21 protein-coding genes are annotated in these 23,499 nt (G+C 61.1%); 15 read left to right on the top strand and 6 right to left on the bottom strand.

Annotated elements, in window-relative coordinates; translation table 11 throughout:
• Positions 1-412 precede the first annotated feature (412 nt).
• From BSY19_RS01465 to BSY19_RS01450, 4 genes are all read left to right on the top strand, one after another.
• Positions 413-748 carry a hypothetical protein gene (locus BSY19_RS01465; RefSeq protein WP_069052539.1) on the top strand — a complete coding sequence of 112 codons (336 nt, stop codon included), beginning with the start codon at positions 413-415 and terminating at the stop codon, positions 746-748.
• Positions 749-851: 103 nt separating this feature from the next.
• Positions 852-1,367: a hypothetical protein gene (locus BSY19_RS01460; RefSeq protein ID WP_150129379.1), complete on the top strand. Its 516-nt coding sequence runs from the start codon at positions 852-854 to the stop codon at positions 1,365-1,367.
• 283 nt (positions 1,368-1,650) lie between these two features.
• Positions 1,651-2,370 carry a response regulator gene (locus BSY19_RS01455; protein WP_069052537.1) on the top strand — a complete coding sequence of 240 codons (720 nt, stop codon included), beginning with the start codon at positions 1,651-1,653 and terminating at the stop codon, positions 2,368-2,370.
• A 32-nt stretch (positions 2,371-2,402) separates the two neighbouring features.
• Entirely contained in the window at positions 2,403-3,704 is a 1,302-nt protein-coding gene (locus BSY19_RS01450; RefSeq protein WP_171905057.1) for a sensor histidine kinase, read from the top strand.
• On the opposite strand, the gene BSY19_RS27300 is transcribed toward BSY19_RS01450, so the two are convergent.
• Both BSY19_RS27300 and BSY19_RS01445 read right to left on the bottom strand, forming a co-directional pair.
• Positions 3,701-3,973 carry a hypothetical protein gene (locus BSY19_RS27300; RefSeq protein ID WP_150129378.1) on the bottom strand — a complete coding sequence of 91 codons (273 nt, stop codon included), beginning with the start codon at positions 3,971-3,973 and terminating at the stop codon, positions 3,701-3,703. The two genes, BSY19_RS01450 and BSY19_RS27300, sit on opposite strands and share 4 nt — an antisense overlap.
• Positions 3,974-4,065: 92 nt before the next feature.
• On the bottom strand, positions 4,066-4,539 hold the full coding sequence (locus BSY19_RS01445) for a hypothetical protein (protein WP_150129377.1): 474 nt from the start codon (positions 4,537-4,539) through the stop codon (positions 4,066-4,068).
• A 164-nt stretch (positions 4,540-4,703) separates the two neighbouring features.
• Between BSY19_RS01445 and BSY19_RS01440 the strand changes: the two genes are divergently transcribed.
• From BSY19_RS01440 to BSY19_RS01390, 11 genes are all read left to right on the top strand, one after another.
• A complete protein-coding gene (locus tag BSY19_RS01440) occupies positions 4,704-5,597 on the top strand; it encodes a hypothetical protein (RefSeq protein WP_150129376.1) in 894 nt (297 codons plus the stop codon).
• Between the two features lie 11 nt (positions 5,598-5,608).
• Positions 5,609-6,502: a hypothetical protein gene (locus tag BSY19_RS01435; RefSeq protein WP_069052533.1), complete on the top strand. Its 894-nt coding sequence runs from the start codon at positions 5,609-5,611 to the stop codon at positions 6,500-6,502.
• Positions 6,499-7,371 carry a prepilin peptidase gene (locus BSY19_RS01430; RefSeq protein ID WP_069052532.1) on the top strand — a complete coding sequence of 291 codons (873 nt, stop codon included), beginning with the start codon at positions 6,499-6,501 and terminating at the stop codon, positions 7,369-7,371. Before BSY19_RS01435 ends, BSY19_RS01430 begins: the two co-directional genes overlap by 4 nt.
• Before the next feature lie 152 nt (positions 7,372-7,523).
• Positions 7,524-10,082 (top strand): SF1B family DNA helicase RecD2, encoded by a 2,559-nt coding sequence (gene recD2, locus BSY19_RS01425; protein WP_069052531.1) that lies wholly within the window; start codon positions 7,524-7,526, stop codon positions 10,080-10,082.
• A gap of 130 nt (positions 10,083-10,212) precedes the next feature.
• A complete protein-coding gene (locus tag BSY19_RS01420) occupies positions 10,213-13,248 on the top strand; it encodes a hypothetical protein (RefSeq protein WP_069052530.1) in 3,036 nt (1,011 codons plus the stop codon).
• 178 nt (positions 13,249-13,426) lie between these two features.
• Positions 13,427-16,111 carry a class I SAM-dependent DNA methyltransferase gene (locus BSY19_RS01415; protein ID WP_069052529.1) on the top strand — a complete coding sequence of 895 codons (2,685 nt, stop codon included), beginning with the start codon at positions 13,427-13,429 and terminating at the stop codon, positions 16,109-16,111.
• Positions 16,111-18,174, top strand: a complete 2,064-nt coding sequence (locus tag BSY19_RS01410; RefSeq protein ID WP_069052528.1) for a DEAD/DEAH box helicase — start codon at positions 16,111-16,113, stop codon at positions 18,172-18,174. The genes BSY19_RS01415 and BSY19_RS01410 overlap by 1 nt, the downstream gene beginning before the upstream one ends.
• Before the next feature lie 8 nt (positions 18,175-18,182).
• The gene (locus BSY19_RS01405) at positions 18,183-19,373 is read left to right on the top strand and encodes a GIY-YIG nuclease family protein (protein ID WP_069052527.1); all 1,191 of its coding nucleotides are present in this window, start codon (positions 18,183-18,185) and stop codon (positions 19,371-19,373) included.
• Positions 19,374-19,440: 67 nt separating this feature from the next.
• On the top strand, positions 19,441-20,073 hold the full coding sequence (locus BSY19_RS01400) for a hypothetical protein (RefSeq protein WP_069052526.1): 633 nt from the start codon (positions 19,441-19,443) through the stop codon (positions 20,071-20,073).
• Between the two features lie 4 nt (positions 20,074-20,077).
• On the top strand, positions 20,078-20,554 hold the full coding sequence (locus BSY19_RS01395) for a hypothetical protein (protein WP_069052525.1): 477 nt from the start codon (positions 20,078-20,080) through the stop codon (positions 20,552-20,554).
• Between the two features lie 120 nt (positions 20,555-20,674).
• Complete coding sequence (locus tag BSY19_RS01390) at positions 20,675-21,316, top strand: PilZ domain-containing protein (protein WP_069052524.1); 642 nt, start codon at positions 20,675-20,677, stop codon at positions 21,314-21,316.
• Between the two features lie 94 nt (positions 21,317-21,410).
• Here the strand turns inward: BSY19_RS01390 and BSY19_RS01385 are convergent, their stop codons facing one another.
• From BSY19_RS01385 to BSY19_RS01370, 4 genes are all read right to left on the bottom strand, one after another.
• Positions 21,411-21,815, bottom strand: a complete 405-nt coding sequence (locus BSY19_RS01385; RefSeq protein ID WP_069052523.1) for a hypothetical protein — start codon at positions 21,813-21,815, stop codon at positions 21,411-21,413.
• Positions 21,815-22,078: a type II toxin-antitoxin system Phd/YefM family antitoxin gene (locus BSY19_RS01380; RefSeq protein ID WP_069052522.1), complete on the bottom strand. Its 264-nt coding sequence runs from the start codon at positions 22,076-22,078 to the stop codon at positions 21,815-21,817. The genes BSY19_RS01385 and BSY19_RS01380 overlap by 1 nt, the downstream gene beginning before the upstream one ends.
• Before the next feature lie 152 nt (positions 22,079-22,230).
• A complete protein-coding gene (locus BSY19_RS01375; RefSeq protein WP_069052521.1) occupies positions 22,231-23,004 on the bottom strand; it encodes a hypothetical protein in 774 nt (257 codons plus the stop codon).
• A 68-nt stretch (positions 23,005-23,072) separates the two neighbouring features.
• Entirely contained in the window at positions 23,073-23,495 is a 423-nt protein-coding gene (locus BSY19_RS01370; RefSeq protein ID WP_069052520.1) for a DUF350 domain-containing protein, read from the bottom strand.
• Positions 23,496-23,499: the final 4 nt, after the last annotated feature.

The raw sequence follows: 23,499 nt of genomic DNA, 5'->3' as shown, positions 1-23,499 counted from the left end.
TTTGGCAGGAATAAAATCCGGATGCCTTGACGGTGGACAGGATTTTGTTCATGTTCCGTTCTGTCGCCGAAACGCGGTTTCGAGTGTCTTAAGCTGACATTCGAAAGCGGGCCTGGTGGGAGTTGATCAAAGTTTACCAAGTTCCAACCGGCTCCCGAGTACGGCGAATTTGGGGCTAGGCCAGGGGTTAACCCCATGGCTAAAAGAGAGAGACCGGATGGGGGTGGCAGCCTCCTCCGGGAGGTGGACAAACGTCAGGTTGTGGCTTTTCGGCACCTCGCCGGGGAAACCAAAATCGGCGCGTTTGGAAACTTCTAAATCTATAGACATTTCCATGACGGTCGTGTCATGGATCGGAGGATCGAGCAGCAGGAAACTGCTCATCCGGGCAGGCGGAAGGTCACACCCCAGAATGGCGTACGACGAACCAGGTTTCTTGGCTGCCGCCGAAGCGGACCAGGTCATTTTCCGCTTGGCCATTGTTGGCCTGAGCGATTACGAGGCCGAACTGCTGGCCCCGCTGGAAGCATCCATGCGCAGCTATGTAGAGGGCGCTGTCCCGCTCGGCATGTCGCCGGAAGACATCATCGAAGACCTTCGTGCCAAGTCGAAGAACTCGTTCCAGGGGCTGGAGCTCTCGATCATCCGTCCCAAGATCGGCCCTGTCGTTTACTCGGTTTTCGGGTTCAAGAAGCAGAGCGTCACCGCCCCTGTCTCTGCGGTCAAATCTGTTTCTGCAACGGCCTGAGAGGTCGCTTCGAGGGGCAACGGCCTTTGCGAAACGCTTGAGAATTTCAAAGGATCGCGAGAGCATATCTCTCGCGATCCTTTTTCCTTGAGCGATTTGGCCAATGCGACCCGAACTCAGCGCGCTTCTTGAAAGCGCTCGCGCCCTTCAACTCAAGGCGACCGGCGAGCCAGGCCCGCGGTGTGTTCGATTTGGTATCGAGAATGCGTTGATCCCCGAGAAGCTGCTGGCGCTGCAGCAGGCGATCGAGGCGGTCGACAAGGCAGGCAGCGCTTCTTTGAGCGGCGAGCCTCTGGACCCCGGCCAAGATCCCGCCAAGCTTCGTCTCGCCATCGACGGGCTGTTCGCCTGGATCAGGGTCCAGGGCCTCGATCCGACAGATGCGTCAGACATCGTCGCCAGCGCCATCACGGGGCAGCAGAAGCGCCAGAAGCGATACGTGACGCTTCCGCGGTTTGCGCCTGAGGCGGTCAAACGCAAAAAGAAATGGAAGCCCAAAACCCTCTTGGGCTCGGCTCTGGATGGCAGTGATACGCCAACCACGCTTTCCGAGCATCAAAAGCTCGGAAGGGAAATGGACGAGGTCGCAATGCGTCTGGGCCATTCGGCACCGCGCTAGCGATCTCCAGGCTCCGGCCGGCGCCTGGATTTTTAAAGCATCCGCGAGAGTCTGGCAGGAGACTCGCGGCAGGGGGCGTTGGTCACCTCTCCCTTCTAGTGCCTCGTTGTATCTCCGGTTTGTCTGGATCGGACGAGTTTGTAACATATTGTATCTGACGCCTCGGGCCGCCGCTACGCTTGCCTATCAGGGGTGGCCTTCGTGAGGGCGATGAGTCAAAAGGCTCCGCGCACGGATCCTGAGATTGGGCCGTCATGCTTCAGACACAGGCCGGCCCGCACGAATGTCACAGGTCACCCCAAACCTCCTGATCGTCGAGGACGACAACGAGATCAGCTCGCTGATGTCGCGCTATCTGTCGACCAATGGGATGACCGTCACGGTGGTCACCGACGGCGTTGCGATGGACCGGGCTTTTGCCGAAGATCAATTCGATCTCCTGGTGCTCGACATCATGCTCCCTGGAGAGGATGGCATCTCCATTTGCCGTCGCGTGCGGGCGTCTTCTCCCATCCCCATCATCATCGTTTCGGCCAAGATCGATGAGATTGACCGGATCGTCGGCTTGGAGATGGGCGCGGACGACTATCTCACCAAGCCCTTCAATCCGCGCGAGCTGCTGGCTCGCGTCAGAGCAAACCTGCGTCGGGAGACCCTCGTTCAGGCCGTAACGAAAAGCGCTGGGCGCGTGCTCGTGTTTGAGGGCTTCGAGATGGATCTGGGGTTGAGGCAACTCAGCGACCCACAAGGGGCCATTGTCGGCCTGACCAGCGCTGAGTTCGATCTCCTGCGCGTCCTCGTGGAGCGACCGCGGCGGGTCATCACGCGCGACGGACTGCTCGACCTAACCAAGGGTCGGCAGGCTGGGCCATACGAACGGTCGATCGACATTCTCATCAGCAGGATCCGGCAGAAGATCGAGATCGACGCAAAGGAGCCGCTGATGATCAAAACGATGCGCGGCGAGGGGTACATTTTCACGCCGGAGGTGACGACAAAATGATGAGACGCCTTCTGCGGCGACCAAGCATCGCCATGCAGATCGTGATCTTCCTGGTTCTGAGTGAAGCGGCGTTCCAGGCGCTTATCGCGGTCGACACCTATGTCGTCCGTTCCGGCATGGCGCGACGCTGCGATTCACCCCGCTCAGACGGATTTGCGTACGCCGTTCGCATCTACAACGCCCTGCCTGAGAGCAGTCGGCCGGCGCATCTGACTGCCATGAGGCAGGCATTCCCGAATGCTGATGTGAAATTACTCCCATCCGACACCAGGGTCAGCGTCCCCAGCGCCTCCAGCATGCACGTCTGGGCGATCACGAGTGTGCTCGGGAAGCAGCATCCCGTCTTGCTGCCGGTCGAAGCCGAGGCCCCGGATGGACGCGTCCTGGTGCGCCTGGATGACGGCCGATTCATTGCTGCGACCGTGCCTTGCCGGCCTCCTCCGCAGGAGCGAGCCTATGACGCGCTCGTGCGGGGGCTATTTTATGCGTTCGTCGTCCTGCCGCTCCTGATCTGGTGGATGCGACGCAACATCCGCGTGCCGCTCAAGCGGTTCGAGGCGGTCGCCAATGATTTCTCACTCACCCTCGATCCGATCGATCTGCAGGTCGTGGGCCCCCGTGAAATTCGCCGAGCAACCCAGGCTCTGAACGCCGCATCAGCTCGCATTCGCAGCCTCGTCAACGAGCGTCAACGCATGCTGGGTGCTGTGTCGCATGACCTGCTGACACCCCTCACCCGATTGCGGCTGCGGGCCGAGTTCATCGAAGACGCCAAGCTGCGAGACGATATGTCTCGCGACATTGACCAGATGGCGGCCATGACAGAGGCGACACTGCGCTTCCTTGTCGATGGACGCGGCGTCCGGAACCTATCTGCGGTGGACATCGCGACCGTGCTGTCCACCGTCGTCGATCAGTTCACCGACATGAACCATACCGTCAGCTACCAGGGCCCCGCGCACCTGATCGTCGAGGCGGATCCGGTGCGCATCGAGAGGGCCGTGACCAACCTCGTCGGCAATGCCGTCAAATATGGAACCCGTGCCACTGTCTCCCTGCAGTTGAAATTCAGTCAGGTTCTGGTCGATGTCGATGATGACGGGCCTGGCATTCCTGATTCCGAGAAGGAGCTCATGATGGAGCCCTTCATGAGGGGCGACAAAGCACGGCCGATCGATGGGAGTAGCTTTGGACTGGGCCTCTCGATCGTGAAGACGATTGCCGAGCAGCACGGCGGGCGGCTGATCCTTCTTGACGCCAAACCAAAGGGGCTGAAGGCCAGGCTGGTGTTTCCGTTTGTAAAGCCCGCTACCAAGCTATCGAAACCCACCTAATACCCATCCTGCATTGTTAAAATCATCGAATCATTTTCAGATCTTACATGATATAGCAAATCACAGAAGCAGTCGCAGTCCGCGTATGTGGACACGAATTGATCCATGCGAGCTACGGCAATCTGTAATATGCCATGAGCGATATCGCTGTTTTCTTCAAATTCCCTTTTCGCCCTTGCAATCAAAGCCAGAGCTTCGGCCAGAACTCTGATTTCGCGTATAAGATTTTTCCTTTCTTTTCTCCCGAAAATGCCAGCTTCTTCGGTCATAAGGATATCCGTCTTGATGGATATCCTGCAAAGCCCAAGATCCAACAAGCCCGATAGTATCGCCGATTTACCGCTCATGTGAGGGTGTGTCATCAGACCTTGATAGCCTCAAAAGGTAGATCGGCTTTCGGCGCTCCCTTCGCGCCCAAGGGCTGACCGTTGATCACCTTCATCGGGCGAAGACGCAGGCGTTTCGGGCCAGCCTTCTCGATCGCATCGGCAACATCGGTGGTGACATTCAGAAAGACCCGCCAGCCCATGGGAGCCTTGGCCCCGACATCGCGGCAGCTGAGAGCCAGGAAATCCTGGCCTTTCAGTCCACGGAGAAGGGCCGCCGAATTCCACTGCACAGAGGTGAAAGCATCGAGATCGCGCAGCGGTACACCAATAGCCAACGAGCCGTCCGGCTCGAAACCGCACGCGAAAGCGCTTGATCCAAGAGTGCCCAGCTGCAGGTCCTTCTGACCGATGACCTTGGCACCGACCCTCGACACCGCGCGCAGGAACGACAGCATCGGATGAGACTCGGCGATCTCGGCCACCGGGCGCTTTGTTTGAGAGGCCATGATCCTTGCTCGACTCCGATTGATTCTTAGCAAGGTTGCGGTCGGACTGCTTCGATGTAAAGTCTACGATGTCGATTCATGAATCGATCCTTGTCTCCCTGTCCTGGAACGTGGCGTAGATGCAAGCTGGCCCTGACGATCTGATCCGCAACAATGCGACGATCATGGCGCTCGCACCGCATCTGTCCGCTGGCTTCATGGTCGTTCCTCCGACCGTTCGCTTTCCGCACGGGGCCATCGCTCATCCCGAGATGGGATTATGCGCTCTCGTCATCGTCACCGGCGTCGTGCTTTTCGACGAGCGTGACCATCGCTGGTACGGCGAGAACCCGATCGATCCTGAGAAGATTTCCGGAGACGCCATCGTCGAACTGGCGACGGCGGCCAAGGCCCCGATGGATCGCATCTGCTGCCTGGTTTGGCTCACCAACGCCTTCACGACGACTGATGTGCCCGGCATCTGCGTGAGCACCGATCCGCTGATGGCGGCGGCCATGGCTGAGCGGATGCTCACCCATATCGCCAACGGAACGGACACGCCGCTCAACCCCTGGCTGGCAACCTATGTGGTCGGTGCCAGTGGGCCGAAGGGGCCGCCGAGTGAGCCTGTCCAGCGCATTTCGGCACTGGTCGAGCACACACTCTCGGTGATGTTCGGCGACAGCGAGGCTGTGATCTCTGGCACGACGCTTTCGCCGGCCGATTTTGCCGATCCCAGGTTCCTGCTCCCGGCCGTGCTCGTCGCCGCTGCCGAGGACTGGGCAGTCACGCGCCACGCCATGCGGCCGAACCTTCGGAAGCCGACAGGGCATCCTGGTTTCGTGTTGCAGATGACGCCCGATCCCGGAGCTCTGCTGGGCTATCGGGTCGACGGCGTCTCGCCATCCACCCAGTTTCTGGTGCATGGCCCGGTCGTGTCCGTGATCCGCCGCTTTCGCTTCGACGGCGAATTCACCTTCGAGGACCTCGTCGGCCAGTTCGCCCGCTACCTGCAGAAGAACGGCTTCGATTCCTCAGTGGTGGACGATTACGAAGTCCGCCTGGCAACGAGCGGCTGAGGAACGGTTCGATGTCACTTGCCGCTCTGAAGCGCGATTCCGCTCGCAACGAAGCCAACGCCGAGGCTGACCGCCTGAAGCGGGATCATCTGTTTCGTCAGAAGATCGCCTCGCAGCAGTTCATCAAGCACAACGCAGCCCTCTATCGTGCCTGGATCGCCAAGGGGCGCCGCGGCGATGACGCCTTCCGCTCCAGCGAATTCGAAGCCATGGGCCTCGATGCTCGCACGCTTGCGGTCCGGATCACGCAGATCCTGTTCCCCACCCTCGAAGAGAGCGCGGTCATGGAGACGGCGCGCCACTTCCGCGTCGAAGCATCCGAAGCAGTTGCTTCGTTCTGGGTCGATGGCCGGCCGCTCGACATCGATTCCGCAGCTCGGGTGATTGCAGGCGCCGCCGACCGGGCAAACATCGTGTTCGACGGCGAAACCATGAGATGGCGCGACATCAGCGAAGCCGGTTCGGTTACGCTGAGCGCCGCGGCGGCATCGGCTCTGCTGTTCAGATCGGTATCGATCTACGATTTCAGACTCGGCCGAAGCGAGACGCTCTCACGGCTCAGTCGCATTCTCGTGGAAGCGACGTCCGAGAACGTTCGCGCAATCCTGCCGGCCGACGCCTCCAATGAGGACCGGCGCAGCGTCTTTCAGACGTGTATGCGGGAAAACGCCATCCTGCTTTCGACGATCTACGAGCAGATCGCGAGACGCACCGTCGACGCTATCACAGGCAGGCCCGAGGCCGATCGGCGGGTCTGGCTGGTCCGCGAGCAGCCGCTCGACGCCATCGAGCGCAGCTTTCTGGATAGCGCATCGAGCTTCGGTCAGGCTGCCGCTCTTGTCGCGCAGATGGCGCTGCAGGCGCTGAAGGCCCCTGGCCCAGAAGCACCGGCGCCCGGGAAATGAACGCTACATCGTGCACCGCGAGTGCGTGCCAGCTTGTCGATGCCATCGGCTACTCGGTGAGTGGCGTTCTTGATCCAATCGGCGACCGGATCTTCAGCCTCCATGAAGCCCAGCCGATCTTTCTGCCCATCATCGCTGGCATCATCGGTGCGACGGTTGCAAGCCTGATCGGACTTCTGGCCGATCGGCTGCCCAGGATCTACGGATGGGGTGTCGAGCGCGAGCATGGACTGACCCTGTCCTCGCCGCCTTCTCACTGTGACAGCTGCGGAGAGCCAATTCCGTGGCTATCGCTCGTTCCAGTTCTGGGATGGATCCATTCGGAAGGCCGCTGTCGCAGCTGCGGGGCAAAGGTGCCCTGGATCTACCCGGCGATCGAGGGACTGACTGCGATCGTCAGCGCGGCCGCGATCGCGTGGACCGGGCCGCTCCTGTCGACCTGGTTGATGCTTCTGGCAGGCTACGCCGTTCTGTTTTGCGCCTGGATCGACTGGAAGAGCCACGAGATTCCCGATGGCGCTACCGTCCCTCTCGCTTTCCTGGGCCTGCTCGCGTCGCCGATCGAGGTCGATGCATTGTCCCGCATCTGGGGAGCGCTCGCCTGTGGCGTGACCGTTCTGCTCGTCTTCAAAGTCGTCGGAGACATCAAGCGCGTCGACACCACCTCTTTGGGCGACGTGGCAATGGCGGGCGCCTGCGGTGCGTGGCTCGGCGTGTGCGGCGGCTTCTCCTTCCTTTTCGCGTCGGTGGTCGTCTACCTTGCCTATGCGATCCCGTTGCGGCGCCGCGGTACAGTATGGGTTCCTATGGGCCCCGGGCTTGCGGCTGGCTTCCTCGCAGTCGCAACGACGGGGCTGCGCCTGTTCTGATCCGACAGCCGGTTGTCCGGTATCTGGCCGATCCTTGCGCGCCCCAATCGCTGTAGCAGTGCACCAAGCGCACAGAGATCTGCATCGCATCGCCTCGTCTGCCTTGCATGTCTCCAGGCTATGTTACGCCTGAAGAATGGCGACTGGAGTCCATGGAGAGCATCAAGGCCATCGTTACGCGGGTTCTGAGCAAGAACGAGAAGACGGGCAGCGTCTTCGCGGCGATTCGCTATGAGAGCCCCACCGGCCTGGTCGATGCCAAGATGCGTGGCCCCGGAGCCGAGCTGCAGCCTGGCGACTTCGTTCTGGCCGAAGGTGTCTGGCGCCCCAACACCTATCAGGGGCGGACTGAAGAGATCTTCACCGCCAAGAGCGTTCGACCTGACCTTCCTGCGACGGCTGACGGTGCCGCGCGCTGGTTCTCGACCATCTTCACGGCAGACAAGCACGGCGTCACGCTGGCGACCGCAAAGGCGTTCGTCGATTCGGTGGGCTCTCAGGCTGCGGCTCTGTGCGAGCGTTCTCCGGAAACTGTCCTAAAGCTCTCACGCGACCCCAAGGCTTTCAGGGAAGCGCTTCTGAGAGATTGGGGGAGGCGTATTTCTGGCCGCCAGGCCATCACCTTGATGGAGAAGTCCGGCGTCGATGGGCGAGCCATCGACTCGATCCTGGATGCCTTCCGCGACGCCGCGCTCGAAACGATCAAGCGTGATCCCTATCGCGCTGCGCGAGTGAAGAACGTCGGCTTCGGCAACGCCGACAAGATCGGCACGCATATTGGCATTTCGGCTGAGGACGAGAGGCGGGTGGGCGCTGCTCTGGTCGAGGTCCTGAATGGATTTCGAGCCGACGGGCATTCCTTTGCATCTGCATCGGCTGTCGGTGCTCGCATGGTCGATGGCTTCAACATCACCATGCAGACGACCATCGACTACATCCTCTCGAATGCGAGCAGCCAGACCGCGCCGTTCGTTGCCGATCGGCATGACGGACAGCCCGTCGTCGCGCTGCGCGAGATGCACAACTGCGAAATCGCCATCGCTCAGAACGCTTCCATGATGCTGAGTGCCGGACGTCGCAATCCGCCCGAGAAGGCGAAAGCTGTCGTCGACGCTCTCTTCGCGACCGACAAGTACAAGAAATTCGACGACGTTCAGCGGGCCGCGGTCGCTATGGCAGCAAGCGAGCCCCTTGCCATTCTCACTGGCGGCCCCGGCACGGGTAAGTCGACGGTGTCCGAGGTCGTCGTCCTGGCGGCCGAGAAGCTCGACAGCGGCCCCATCCTGCTGTGCGCACCCACGGGGAAGGCCGCCAAGCGCCTCGAGGAGACGACCAAGCGCAAGGCCGCCACGATCCACCACCTGCTCCAGGCGAAGGAAGACCTGCAGAACGGGCGAACGACCTTTGGGCGCAACCGTGCCAATCCCTTGCCCTCGGGATGCCTTGTCGTCGTCGACGAGGCATCCATGGTGGATCTCACGACGATGCAGGCTCTGCTGGACGCCATACCGCGTGATGGCCGGCTGGTCCTGGTCGGAGATCGAAACCAGCTCCCTTCAGTCGATGCCGGCGCCGTGCTCAATGATCTGATGGAGGCCCGCGACCAGCAGGGTCGACGGATCGTGCCGTGCACGGAGCTCGTCAATGTCTATCGCCAGTCAGGCGATTCCAGGATTGCGACAGGAGCAGCCGAGATCCGCGAAGGCAAGGTTCCGTTCCTGAGCAACAAGTTCGACGGCGGCCTCATCCTCTATGAGCGCAATCTCGATGAGGTCGTGGCGCGTGTGAAGTGGGTCGTCGAAGAGGCCTGTGTCAAAAGCCTGCGGCTGAAGCCAAGCCAGATTGCTGTCCTCGTGCCGCAGGCGCCCGGGCCGGCCGGCACATGGCAGATCAACCGTGTCCTGTCGAAGTCTCTCAACCCGAACGGCCGCGCGATCCCGGGCATCTTCACCTCGGCAACCGATCACAAGGACCAGCCGATTCCTCGGGTCGGCGACCGGGTCATGTTGACCGAAAACGACGATGCCAACGACGTCATGAATGGCGATGTCGGCACGATTGTCGACGCCATGCCGGCTGCGACGCCCAACGGCGGCAGTCGCAACATGATCCGTATCGAGTTCGATTGCGGGAAGACAGTCGAGTACCCGGCGAGTCTCTGGCGGCGGCTCATTTTGGCCTATGCGATGACGGTCCACAAAAGCCAGGGCTCGCAATACGCCGCGGTGATCATGCCGGTGTGTTCGACGCATTCCAAGATGCTCGACCGTTCGCTGCTCTACACGAGCTGGACACGCGCGAAGACGGCGCTGTTCCTCGTGGGTGAACGCGAGGCTATCGAGGCCGCCGTGGCCAATGTCGAGACGTCTCGTCGCGACACAAGGCTGAAGGGCTTCCTCGCCCGAGCGGCTGTGGAACTCGGCCTGGATGGGCGGGCTGATGTCGTTTCTCAGCCCCAGTTGCGTGCGCCGACGGCCCCGATCTCTTTCAACCGACCGCCTCCGCCGCGGCGCCTTGGCGTGGGCGTCTCTGCCGCCGCGGCCGTCGCTACGCCGGCGCCGGTGTCGGCACCTGAAGTCGCTGCAAGCCCCGCAGCTCCGGCGCCGCCTCCCATGCGCCGGGCGCCTCCGCCGCGCTTTCCGATCCGAGCGCCGTTGAAGGAGGCTGCGACCCCGCCAGCTGACGAGGAACAGCCCTATCCATCACCGTGAGTGGATAGGGCTTCTCATCTGACGGTCATTCCTTGACCTCGTTCCTTGATCGGGTTCTGCTCAGGCTCGTCGAATCCTGACTGGACAGGCGCGATTCCCATCTGGGTCTCTGCGCCGCCTGGAGCCCCTCATGGCCATCGCCACCCTGATTTCGAGCGCCTACGAAGCCTTTTCCATGACGGTCCGAAAGCCCGTCTCCAGCTTCTCGATGCTCGAAACCACCGATGGCGCGAACATCTTCGTGGCCAAGGATGGCTCGCTCATGTCGATCGTGAAGATCGACGGCGTCACCCAGGTCGTTGGCGAGCCCGAGATCGACGAGATCATCAGGCGCATGACCACCAACATGGCCAAGTACCTGGGTCAGGCCGGGCATGCGCTTCAGTTCTCGTTCGTTCGCGATCCCGACTGGTCCTCGGAGATGATCAAGTCGCAGCTCGTCGCCGCGCGCGGCACGGCGCGGACCCTCGATCTCAACCTCAAGGACCTCTTCGACGAGCGGGTGAACTACCTGAAGAATTTCGTCGTGTACGAGGCCTATTATGTCGTGCTCTGGACCCGGCTCAGCGCGCTGTCCAAGCAGGAACGCGATCGCGCCCGCATTAGCTCGAAGCCGCCCAAGATGTGGCCTGAGGTCTCTGACGCTCAGGATGTCTTCAGGGCAGCGCGGCCTTTGCGGGATCGGCACAAGGCCTTCGTGTCCAGCTTTGTCCAGGAGCTGAGGGATGTGCGCATCCGGGCCCGTGTGGTGCCCGCCCATGAGGGTGTGAAGAACATCCGGGCGTCGGTTTACCCCGACTTCGTTGGTGCCGACTGGCGTCCGACCCTGATCAACGATCCAACCCCGATGCGTCATCCCGAGGCGTCCCAGGGAGACGCCTCCCACCTCCTGTGGCCGCGCCTCGACGAGCAGATCTTCGTGCGTGAAGCGGAGCGCGTGAACCAGCGCATCGTCACGATCGGCTCGCGTCATTTCGCTGGCATCGACATGGCTGTCGGGCCCCAGGAGCTGTTCGGCTTCAGCAAGCTGCTGCAGCGGATGATCGATGCTGACGAATTCCCATGGCGGGCATCGTTCCTGATCGAGGGAGACGGGCTTTCAGGGCTGGGCCTGAAAGCCTTCCTGGCGAGCATCTTCAGCTGGTCGAGCAGTGAGAACCGGCCGATCAAGGACGCGATCAAGGAGCTCCAGGAAGCCCGCCTCAACGGGACGATCATCACCAAGTTCAGGGCCTCTTTCGCCACCTGGGCGGCATCCGACAACCTCGCCCTCATCGAAGAGCGCTCAAGCCGCCTCCAGACCGCTGTCGAGAGCTGGGGATACTGCATCGCGGCGCCGACAGCCGGCGATCCGCTGGCCTGTGTCATGTCGAGCGCACTCGGTGTCGATGCGGCCTCCACTGCAGTTCCGACGGCGATGCCCCTTTCCGACGTCATCACGCTGTTGCCGTGGGACCGTGATGCGAGCCCCTGGACGTCCGGGGCTATCATGTTCCGCACGCCCGACAAGCGGATCTGGCCCTTCCAGCCGGGCTCGTCGCTTCAGGACACCTTCATCGACATCATTTTCGCCCCACCGGGCAAGGGAAAGTCGGTCTATCTGAACACGGCCAACTTCGCCTCGTGCCTGTCGCCGGTATCAACGCAGGGTGTCGGCGGTGCGAAGCTTCCGCGGATCGCCATCATCGACATCGGGCCGTCGTCGTCAGGCCTGATCTCGCTGCTCAAGGAAGCACTGCCACCCTCTCGTCGTCACGAGGCCCTCTATACGCGCCTGAGCAACACCGAGGCTTTCGCGATCAATCCATTCGACACGCAGGTCGGATGTCGACACTGCTTTCCGCACGAGCGCCAGTTCCTGATCAACTTCATCTGCGCCATCGGCACCCAGATCGGCGAAAAGGCTCCGCCTAAATCTCTCGCGGAGCTGGCCGGCTTCTGCGTCGACGCGCTCTACGATATGTACTCCGACGAGAACAAGAAGTCGGAGCCCAAGCCGTATATTCCTGGCGTCGACCACGCCGTCGACGAGGCGATCACCCGCTACAACCTCCCCCTGTCGGATCAGCCCATCTGGTGGGAGATCGTCGACGCCTTCTTCCAGCGCGGCGAGCTTCACTATGCCACGCTGGCTCAGCGCCACGCCGTTCCCATGCTGCAGGACATCGCCGTCATCCTGCGCAATCCCGAAATCGCCGACATCTTCGAGGGCGCCAAGGACGATGGCGAACGGATCATTTCGATCCTCGAACGCACCGTCATCAGCGCGGCCAAGGAATATCCGATCCTGTCGCGTCCGACCCGCTTCGACATTGGTGATGCACGCGTCGTCGCGCTCGATCTGGACGAGGTCGCTCGCGGCGGTACCGGTGCTGCCGACAAGCAGGCAGCGCTGATGTACATGCTGGCGCGCTTCACGCTGGCGAAGGACTTCTACCTCAACGCGGCACTGCTCAACATCAACAGCAGCGGCGGTCGACCGATCATCCCCGTCTCCTACCGGGCGCACCACACCGCGCGGATCCAGCGCATCCAGGAAGTCCCCAAGCGCCTCGTCTATGATGAGTTCCATCGAACCGGTGGATCCCGGGCTGTGCGAGACCAGGTCGTCGTGGACATGCGCGAAGGCCGGAAGTGGAACGTTCACATCGCGCTGGCGAGCCAGCTCCTCGGTGATTTCGACGAGGATATGGTCAAGCTGGCGAGCGGCATCTGGATCATGGGCGGATCGACGCCGGCCGACGCCGAGGAATGCCAGAAGATCTTCGGGCTCAGCGATACGGCAACTATGATCGTGCGCGATCGCCTCAACGGCCCCGGTCCCGGTGGCGCGCCGTTCCTGGCCATTCTTGGCATGAAGGACGGGCGCCAGGAGCATCTGCTCTACAACACGCTCAGCCCAATCGAGATCTGGGCGTTCTCGACGACTGCCGAGGATGCGGCCCTGCGCAATCGCCTCTATGCCCGTCTCGGCGCGATCGAGGCGCGCCGGCGGCTGGCGATCCGCTATCCGACAGGCACGGCGAAGACCGACATCGAGCGTCGGATCCAGATCATGATCGAGTCGGGCACCGCGGTTGACCGGTCGAAAGCCCAGGACGGCATCATCTCCCAGATCGCCGACGAGATCGTTGACGAGAAGGCGAGCCCTCGCATTCGAGCTTGATTACAACGAATCAAGTCTCTGTTCAGAACTAGTCCTTGCGCGAATGGATAGTTTTATCAATCTATCCATTCGCGGTTTAACCCTGATCCATAACTGGGTCTGAGGGCTCTTCTCCTTCCGTAAAATTGCATCTATGCTCGATATTCGCGTTTCTTTCCGTATCAGTGAGCCTTCCTGCATGAACATCGCCGAGATCGAAGCCAACCTGCGCTCTCTCTCCGAGAAGCCGTTCGATCCCGCGACATTCCCCCTTCGCATCCTCGAAATCTATGACGCGCCTCGCGCGACTGTGACGAAGCTGCAGAACGGGTCGATGAACAAGGGCGAGCGGTCTGGCGACCTGCTCTGGAAAGGGAAGCTCTTCTTCCGGGCATCGGCGAGTGGCAAGGCGGCCGCTACTGTCGACGAGATGAAGCTCAGCAACGCGGCTCGATTGCAGAAGCCGCGGTTCCTGCTCTCATCCGACGGGGTTGAAGCCTATTGCTTCGATACTAAGGCCGATGAGGGGCGCGCGCTACCGATCCAGGATCTTGGCGATCTGTTCGACTTCATGCTGCCGCTGGCGGGCATCGAACGATACCAGGCTGCCAAGGAAAATCCTGCCGACATCAAGGCCGCCGGACGCCTGGCGCGGCTCTACGACGCCATCCTCGACTGCAATCCCGACTGGAAGAAGCCCGAACGCGCCCATGCCCTGAACCTGTTCATGACGCGGCTGCTCTTCTGCATGTTCGCGGAGGATACCGGCATTCTGGAGGCCGGGCTGTTCAGTTCTGCGATCAACGAGTTTACGAAGGAAGACGGCAGCAACACCGGCTCTGTCCTGAAGACCATCTTCGATGTGATGGACGCCAAGGAGCGGACAGACGAGCATCCTGGCTTCGCTCAGCGCTTTCCCTATGTGAACGGCGGTTTGTTCAGGGTTCGCTCCGACGTCCCCGTCTTCTCCAAGCTGGCTCGAAGGCTCCTGATCGAAGCCGCGCGCCTGACATGGTCCGAGATCAATCCCGATATTTTCGGCAGCATGATCCAGGGCGTCGTCGACAAGGAGCTTCGAGCCGACCTGGGGATGCATTACACCTCAGTGCCCAACATTTTGAGGCTACTGCGGCCGCTGTTTCTGGATGACTTAGAGCGCGAATTCGCAGCGTCCAACGAGAACGCAGCCCAGCTTTCCAAACTGCTCAGCCGGATCTATCGGATCCGCGTCTTCGATCCGGCGTGCGGCTCCGGCAACTTTCTGATCATCGCCTATCGAGAGCTGCGGCGACTGGAGATGCGTATCTTCCTGCGGCTGAAGGAGCTGTCGAGGCAATTCACACTCCCGATGTCTCAGGTCAGACTTAGTCAGTTTTTTGGGATCGAATACGCCGACTTCGCGGCCGAGACTGCCAAGCTTTCTCTTTGGATTGCCGAGCACCAGCTCAACAAGGAGTTCGAACAGATCATCGGGCCTGGCAGACCGGCTCTCCCGCTTCAGGACAGCGGCAACATCGAATGTGGCAACGCGACCAGATTGTCGTGGCTCAAGGTGTGCCCAGCGTCGGCCAATTCCGAGACCTACATCGTCGGCAACCCGCCGTACCTCGGCCGTGGTCAGCAGACCGACGAGCAGAAGTCGGATATGCATCACGTGTTCGACGGGGTGAGCGATACCTATGGCAATATGGACTACGTCGCCTGCTGGATGATCAAGGCGTCAGACTATATTCAGCGAGCGGGCGGGCAGTTCGCTTTCGTAACTACCAATTCGATCTGCCAAGGCGAACACGTCGCCTTGTTGTGGCCGCTGATCTTCCGTCGCAATCAGGAACTGGTTTTTGCCCACCAGGCCTTCAAGTGGAAAAATAGCGCCGCCAGCAATGCGGGCGTGACGTGTGTCATTGCCGGCGTCGGCACGGTTGGCACTGCCGACAAGCTCCTGTTCAACGAGACCTCGTTTAAGAAGGTCAAGAATATCAACCCCTACTTGGTCGACGCACCGACCGTCATCGTGACATCGAAGACCTTGCCGACATCCGATCTGCCTCGGATGAATTTCGGTAGCATGTCCAATGATGGTGGCCATCTCATTTTCTCACCGGACGAAATGAGGGCAATTACGTCCAAGCATCCAGATACGAAACGGCTCTTCAAGCGCATCTTCGGTGCGCAGGAGTTCATCAAGGGAATTGAGCGCTGGTGCCTATGGCTCGACAAAGACAATGTCGCTGACGCCCGAGCAGTCCCGTCCATTAAGGATCGCCTCGATCTTTGTGCGGAGTACCGCGGCAAGAGCAAGCGGCCGGCAACAAGTGCCTGGGCGGACGTTCCACACCTCTTCATTGAGAACAGGCACGAAGCCGGCGAACTTTTCTTCGTTCCCCAGGTATCGTCGGAGAAGCGTCATTACCTGCCCTGCGGTTATCTTCCGACCGATTCACTCGTGATCGCGCCCCATTTCGCTATCGTTGATGCGCCTCATTTCGTCATGGGGCTGCTGAGTTCACGCATGCATGCTCTCTGGTGCTTGGCTGTCGGAGGCGGTCTGGAGACCAGGATACGTTATTCGAACACGCTGATCTATAACACCTTCCCGGTTCCGGATCTGTCCGCGAAGCAGAAGGAAATCCTGTCAGACTGTGCCTGGCAAATCGTCGAGGAACGGGAAAACAACCCGGGTTCCCGGATCTCGGATCTCTACGACCCCGAGAAAATGCCCTCTGGACTTCTGAAGGCTCACCAGGATCTCGATGTCGCGCTGGAGACCATCTATCGCGGCCGCCCATTCAAAACTGACGAGGAGAGGCTTGAGCATCTGTTCAAGCTCTACGCGGCCAGACATCGTGACGAAGTGCTCGCATCCTCGGGGAGAGCTGCCTGATGCCAAACCTGGTGAACGTCGCTTACGCCCAGACCGGCACGAGCAAGAAGACCAATGCCATGGGCATGCGAGAGATGCAGGCTCGCGTCTTCGAGCACCGCAACGCCCAGTTTCTCCTGGTCAAGGCGCCGCCTGCCTCCGGCAAGAGCCGTGCCCTGATGTTCGTGGGGCTCGACAAGCTCCGCAAGCAGGGCGTCAAGAAGGTGATCGTTGGCGTTCCCGAGCGTTCGATCGGCGCGTCATTTGCCAGCACTCGGCTCACTGAGGATGGCTTCTATGCAGATTGGCATGTGAAGCCGGAGTGGAATTTATGCACTTCGGCTGGCAACTCCGGAAAGGTACCAGAGTTCATTCGCTTCCTTTCGAGCCCGGATGAGGTTCTGGTCTGCACCCACGCGACGCTCCGTTTCGCCTATGAGAAGGTCGGAGCTGCAGCTTTCGAAAACGTCTGCCTGGCCGTTGACGAATTTCACCATGCGTCGGCCGACGAGGACAGCCGGCTCGGCGAGCTTGTGCGCGCTCTGCTGCAGAACAAGGACACCCATATCGTCGCGATGACCGGCTCGTACTTTCGCGGCGATGCGAACGCGATTCTGCGCCCGGATGACGAGATGAAGTTCTCTCGTGTGACGTATACGTACTACGAGCAGCTTTCAGGCTACAATCACCTTCGCACTCTCGGCATCGGCTATCACTTCTATCGCGGCCGCTATACGGACGTCATCGGAGAGGTCATCAACGGTGACCTGAAGACGATCATCCACATCCCGAGCGTCCAGTCCGGCGAATCTACCAAGGACAAGTACATCGAGATCGATCGCATTCTCGATCACATTGGGGATGTCGTCGGCGATCGCGATCCAGCGACGGGCCTTTATCATGTCCGCGAGCCCAGCGGCCGCGTTCTCAAGGTCGCCGACCTCGTGACCGAGGAAGGGCGGGACCTGGTCATGGCGACGATCCGGGGCATCAAAGCCAAGGAAGACCTCGATATCATCATCGCTCTCGGGATGGCGAAGGAAGGGTTCGACTGGGTCTGGTGCGAACACGCCTTGACCGTTGGCTACCGCGGATCCTTGACAGAGGTCATCCAGATCATCGGGCGAGTGACCCGCGACGCCGAGGGCAAGTCACATGCGCAGTTCACCAACCTGATCGCCGAGCCCGATGCGGCCGAAGAAAAGGTCACCGGCGCCGTCAACAACATGCTGAAGGCGATCGCCTGCTCGCTCCTCATGGAGCAGGTCCTGGCGCCCGTCTTCAAATTCAAGGCTCGACGCGACGGTGACGATGTCGAAGGCCATCGTCAGGATAAAGATGGCGATGCCGGCGAGGGCACCCACACCATCAAGATCACCGGATTCCGGGAGGCATCAACTGAGCGCTCGCGGCAGATCATCGCGACGGATCTCAATGACCTGAAGGCGGCGATCCTCCAAAACGAAACGATCATGCGCGCCGCAATGGATCCCAACGAGTTCGCGCCGGAGGTTATCAACAAGGTCTTTATCCCGACGATCATCGAACAGCGCTATCCGGATCTAACGCCCGACGAGGTCGAGGAAGTCCGCCAGCATGTCGTCGTCGATACCGTCATCAAGAAGGAAGCTGTCGAGGGTGGCGATCTCACCGGCACGAGTGCCAAACCCGACGATGATTCCACCGGCACGGGGGGCGGGGGTGGCGGTGGACGCATGACTGGCGACGAGGATCCTGGAGGAAGTCGGTTCGTCCAGATGGCCGATCGCTTCGTCAACATCGATGAGCTGCACATCGACCTGATTGACGCTGTGAACCCTTTCCAGAGGGCGTACGAGGTCCTATCCAAATCCGTGACCGCATCCGTACTGCAGCGTATCCACGATTCGATCCGGTCGACCAAGATCGCGATGACCGAGGCGGAGGCAGTGCTGCTGTACGACAGGATCGTCGAGTTCAAGAAGGCCCATGGGACAATGCCTAACTTGCAGAGCGTCAACCCCATGGAAAAGCGGATGGCGGAGGCTGTGCTGTGGCTTCAGAACGAGAAGATGAAGCGCAAACGTGAGGCGCAGGCGGTCTGAGGCAGGTGATGACGAAGCGATCGCTCGACGACATCCTTGCAGACGACGACCTGATCCCGCTTCGTGAAGAGACGAATGGATCAGTCACGTCAGATATGCGCGTGCGCCAGGATTTCGAGGAAATCCTGCGGTTCGTCGATGATGAAGGGCGACTTCCACAGTCGCCCGACGCTACCCGCGGTATCTCATCTTCCACCTCAGAGCGTCGTCTGGCTATCCGCCTGGCAAAGTACCGCTCGAAGCCTGGGATCGTGGCTTCGCTGGCCCAACATGACCGCCATGGAGTGCTGCAGCCGCCGGCGGAGGCAGCCAAGGAGAAGCTTGTCTCCCCTGCCTCTCTCGACGAGATCCTGTCCGGCGATGACGACATCCTGGCAACAGAGCACGATGACATCTTCGAATTGAAGTTCGTTGGCGCCAAGAAGGCTGAACCGGACTGGATCGCCAACCGCGTGGTCTGCGAGAATTTTGCAGCTTTCAAGCCGCTGTTCGATGCCTGCGCAGCCGACCTCTCGTCCGGCATTCGTAAGTCCTATCGGTTCGTCAACGAGCAGGACATCAATGCCGGCGACTTCTTCATCCTGAATGGCGTCATCGTCTATGTCGCCGAGGTCAACGACCCTCATGTCCGCTACGGGCGCAAGGATGCGCGCCTGCGATGCATTTATGACAACGGAACGGAGTCGGAGCTGCTGCTGCGAAGCCTGGCGCGACACCTCTACAAGGACGACAACGGGCGTCGCATTTCGAACCCCGAAGCTGGCCCTCTCTTCAACAGTGAGGTCAAGGAAGGGGACGTCCGCTCAGGCTGTGTCTACATCGCGGTCTCGCTGTCGACGGATCCCGCCATCCGGTCGATGAAGAACCTGCATAAGCTCGGTGTGACGACCGGAAAGCCCGAAAGGCGCGTTGCCCGGGCCAATCTCGACCCGACGTTCCTGATGGCGCCGGCGCGGCTCGTGAAGTCGTACACGATCTACAACGCAGACCCCGCCAAGATCGAGCGCATCCTGCATAGCTTCTTCGCTCCAGTATCCCTTGCTATCGATGTCCGTGACCGGTTCGGAACACCGATCAAGCCACGCGAGTGGTTTCTGGTACCCCTTGAAGCCTTGGACGAGGCGATCAAACGATTGATGGAAGGTTCGATCGCCGCCTACCGCTATGACGAGATACAGCAGACCGTCGTTCTGGCCTGAAGCGCCCCCTGACCCGCACTTGTGGTAGGCATGCTCTGATGCTTGGCTGGCATCAAAGGAGCCGGCCATGACCGACATCGAGAAGGCAACCATCCAGGCTCGCGAAGCCTTTGCGGTCGAGCGCGCGAAATTCGAGCCGCTCATCGTCTCGATGGACACGTCGGTCGACGGGCTCGGCAAGTCGGCCCACTTCACGGCCAAGGCCATCGACGGCTCGAACATCGAGGTGACCTATGTCGGCGTCTCGGAGAGGATGCACGACCTCACCTGCGTTTCCGTCCTGACGACCGAACCACTGGGCCGCGACAGCATCGGCGATGGCTCATTGCGGTTCATCGCACATGGCTGGAAGGGCAAGCCGGACTTCACCACCACCGGGATCGATCCGGCGGCCGATGCCGACCCGCAGGTGTTCGAGGTCGGCCCCTCCGAGAACAACCGCATCGTGGCGGCCATCATTGATGCGGCTTCTGCCTATCTCAGGGATCATCCCGGCTCGATGGCTGCGGCAGGCTGCCTGCACTCGGCGCGAAAGATCTATCTCGCTGAGATCGAGGTTGCTCGGCATCAGTCGGCGCTCACGAACTCCGAAACGGCCTTGGCCAACTGCCGTTTCGCTTACGAGATGTTCCTGGAGAAGGCGCTGGAGCTCCATCCCGAGCTCCAGGAAGAGAACGCCCCCTCCTCACCAGCGATGTGAAGCAATGACCGACACAAGCCCGATCCAACACGCATTCGATCGTCTCGACGAGAATACCTACTGGCACCCTCTGCCCAGCCAGTCCTTGGCCGAGGCCTTTTCGGATGAGGCAGCATCGCTGTTCCTGACCAGGACCGACGGGCAATGGTGGGTGACGCGGGAGAACCGCGCGCCTGATGCCGGGCCATTCGACTCGCTCGACGATTGCCTGGTGGCGGGCAACGCGTTCCTCAGCGCGGCCTGGGAACGCCAGTCATCGCAGCTCGCGTCAGCTGCCGGTCTTGATCCTGCTATCTGGGGCTGGATCGACGATGAGAAGGTCTTTGCGAAGATCGGTTCCGACACGACCAAGATCGCAGTCGGCGGCGTGCGTGGCCCGTTCATTCTTCGCGAGGGCGAAGACGAGATCGAGACCTGCGATAGCGCAAGGGCCGCAGACGAAGTCCTCGAGGCCAGGTCGCAGCCGATCCCCTGCATCTGAGCCGGGCAGCAACAACCGAATTCCTGGAGCAATCCCTGGTCGGTTTCAAGGATCCGCGGTTCAATCAAATCAGCCCTATCTCGTAATACGGCGTTGAGGGTTTGACCGTAGGGACTGTCGATGACTCCGGATGCCCACCAGGATCGTTCCCTGAACAGACGGCGCTATTCGCGCAACCTGCAGCGCGTCGAGCCCGTGTTTCCGCTTTTTGTCGTCGGTACCTCGACATCCGATCTCATGGGGGATTCCCCCATCGTCCTTCACGAGGCGAGCAATGATGGCTTGAGGTTCAAGTCGGACACGCCTCCCGAGGTCGGCGACGTCGTTCAGCTCAAAATGCGCGGCTTGCGCGATTTCAGCGCCATGATCACCCGGATCGAAGCTGGCGGCTTTGTCGCCATGCCGACGCTGATCACTGACATCCGCGCTTTTGCCAACGAGATCGCCGCGATCTCGCGCGAACAGGCGGCCGAGGCCAAGCGCCGGCATGAGCGCATCGTTCCTGAACAGTCGTCGGCGCTGGTGAGGACGTCCGATGGCACCACGACCAGGGCCAAGGTGCTCGACGTCTCCTTGTCAGGCGCTGCGATCGAAAGTTCCCTCCGGCCTCCCCTGCGTTCAGAGATCTCGTTGGGCAAGCTCGATGCCACCGTCGTTAGGCACCTGCCCAACGGCTTTGCGGTCGAGTTCAATAACCTCCTAAGCGAGGTCCTGGTGAAGGCTTTCGAAGCCGAAGCGCCACTGGCTCCGCCTGGTCCCTGATCGAGATCAGAAGTGCGTCACAGGAGATCGCTAGGCAGTTTGCGGGGAATTGAGCTGGCGGCTGTCCACGATCGCCAAGGCCCGCGATTTCGGATCAAGGCCTGGTCAAACCGTGGATCGCACGCTTGTCACGTATCGCAGCCTGGAACAGGCGAGCGACCTCGGCCATGAAATCAAGGCTGAGGGTGCCTGTAGGTGTCAGGCTCTCGAAATCGTAAAGCCGGTCCGAACGAACCCGATTGTAGTCATCGAGGACCAGGAAACTCGGCTTATTGAGCTGCAGATTGATCCGGCGTTTCTCGGCTTCGGGAATTTCGACGTGTAGGCGATCATCCCCGTCCTCGGTCCTGGGTTGCCGGCTGGTGATGGGGAACAGATACAGGTATCCGCCGATCTGCATTGCCAGGCAGACGCGCCTGATCTTCCGGCTTCCCGTCCAGCCCTTTTTGGCCTCGTGGCCCCACAGGTAGTTGAATCGGTAGATCTCGCCGGGCGTCATTAGCGACCCTCTCGGTCCGCCTGATCGACGATTTCCTGAAATCCGGTCATCAGGTTCTCGATGTCCTCCTCCGGAGCCGTGTCGAGCGTGAACGCGGTCTGCTCATTGGACCTGGCAGCATCCCTCATCCGCTCGTATTGCTCCTGCGGCAGCATCACGATCTTCGCCTTGCCTCGCTTCATCAGCTTCACGGGCTCCGCCAAAGCCGCGTCGAGGACATCGCCAGAACGACGGTTCAGATCCGAAAACGAGAACTCTTTCATGGAAGCCTCCCTATGCATGAAATACGTATAACACGTATGTTCTGCATTTGGCAAGTCTGCCGGTCCATGAGGCAGAGGACGTAGAGGCAGTCACCAATCAGCCCCGGCGGATACCGGGGCTGATGTTCACGATGGCTGTACCAGCCGTGATGTCAGGCGTGGGCCTTCACGGCGGCAAGGCGCTCCGCCAGGGACTTCGGCCCCACCGGCTTGCCTTGGGCCGCAGCGAGGGCAGCGGCGATGTTGTCGTCGGACTTCTCCGGATTGCTCGGCGTCAGCAGCCGGGCCTTGGCGTCGGCGGCCGCCGCGTCGCGCGACGCCTTGTTCGCCGCGTCCTGCATCGCCTTGAGGGCGACGTCGATGCCATTGGTGGCCCCGGACAGGCCAGCCGCCTCGCGAGCAGCCTGCTCGCGCTGCTTGGCGAGATCGAGCTGCTGGTCGGCCCGGTTCATGTCGCGCTGGGCACGCTCCAGGTCGGCGCGCGCCGCCTTGAGCTTGTTGCCGGCTTCGACATAGCGCTGCTGCAGACCGTCGAGGAATTCCTTGGCGTCGACGGCATCCTGCGCCTCGCGCTCGACGTCGGCCGGCATGCTCTCGATGATCGTCATGAGGCTGGCGAGGCTGTGTTCCAGCGACGAACGCTTGGCCGGGTCCTGCTCGGCATCGAGCTGCTGCTGCAGGATCTCCGCGGCCGCGACACGCTGTCCGAACAGCGCCTTGATCTGATCGGCCTCGTGCTTCTCCTTGACGAAGACGGCCTGGGCCGTGGCGACGGAGCGACCGAGCTGGTCGAGGTTGTCCTCCATCGAGCGCAGCTCGGCCTCGGTCGACGCCTTGGGATCCCAGCGAACGAGGGCCTCGATCGCGCCGTTGACAGCCTGATCGGTCTTCACGCCCAGCAGGTTCTTGATGAATGAGAAGGTCATGGTGGTCTCCGACCGGTCAGATGAAAGCCCCCGCCGCCCGGCTCAGGCGAGGGCAAAGGGAGGTGTCGTCAGACGGCCAGTGCCGCGGCGACCAGGAAGGCGATGCCGATCTGCGCTGCAGCCAGGACGGTGCCGACTGCGACGTTCCCAGCCTCGACGAGACCGCGCAGACCCCGCACCGTGAGCGATGCCACCGCGTACAAGGCGAGCTGAACGATCAGAGCGACGATGCCCCAGAGCACGATGTCGAGGGCCGACTTGCTCGTCGCGAGCGTCGCCGCCAGGGGAATGGCCATGCCGAGGATAGCTCCCGACAGAGCGATGCCGGCTGCCGTGTTGCCCGCAGCAACGAGACGAGGCTCGTCGATGGGAGTGATCGCGATGTGAATGCGAACGCCCGCGGCGAACAGAACCATCGCCAGCAGGATGTGGCCGATGAGGACGGGAACGCCGGTAGCGAGGGCCGAGACGATCGTGTTGAGGTCGAACATGGGT

Source organism: Bosea sp. RAC05 (genome assembly GCF_001713455.1).
Lineage (GTDB): Bacteria > Pseudomonadota > Alphaproteobacteria > Rhizobiales > Beijerinckiaceae > Allobosea.
Note: the sequence above shows the minus strand (reverse complement) of the source record. Positions and strands in the feature narration are given on the sequence as shown.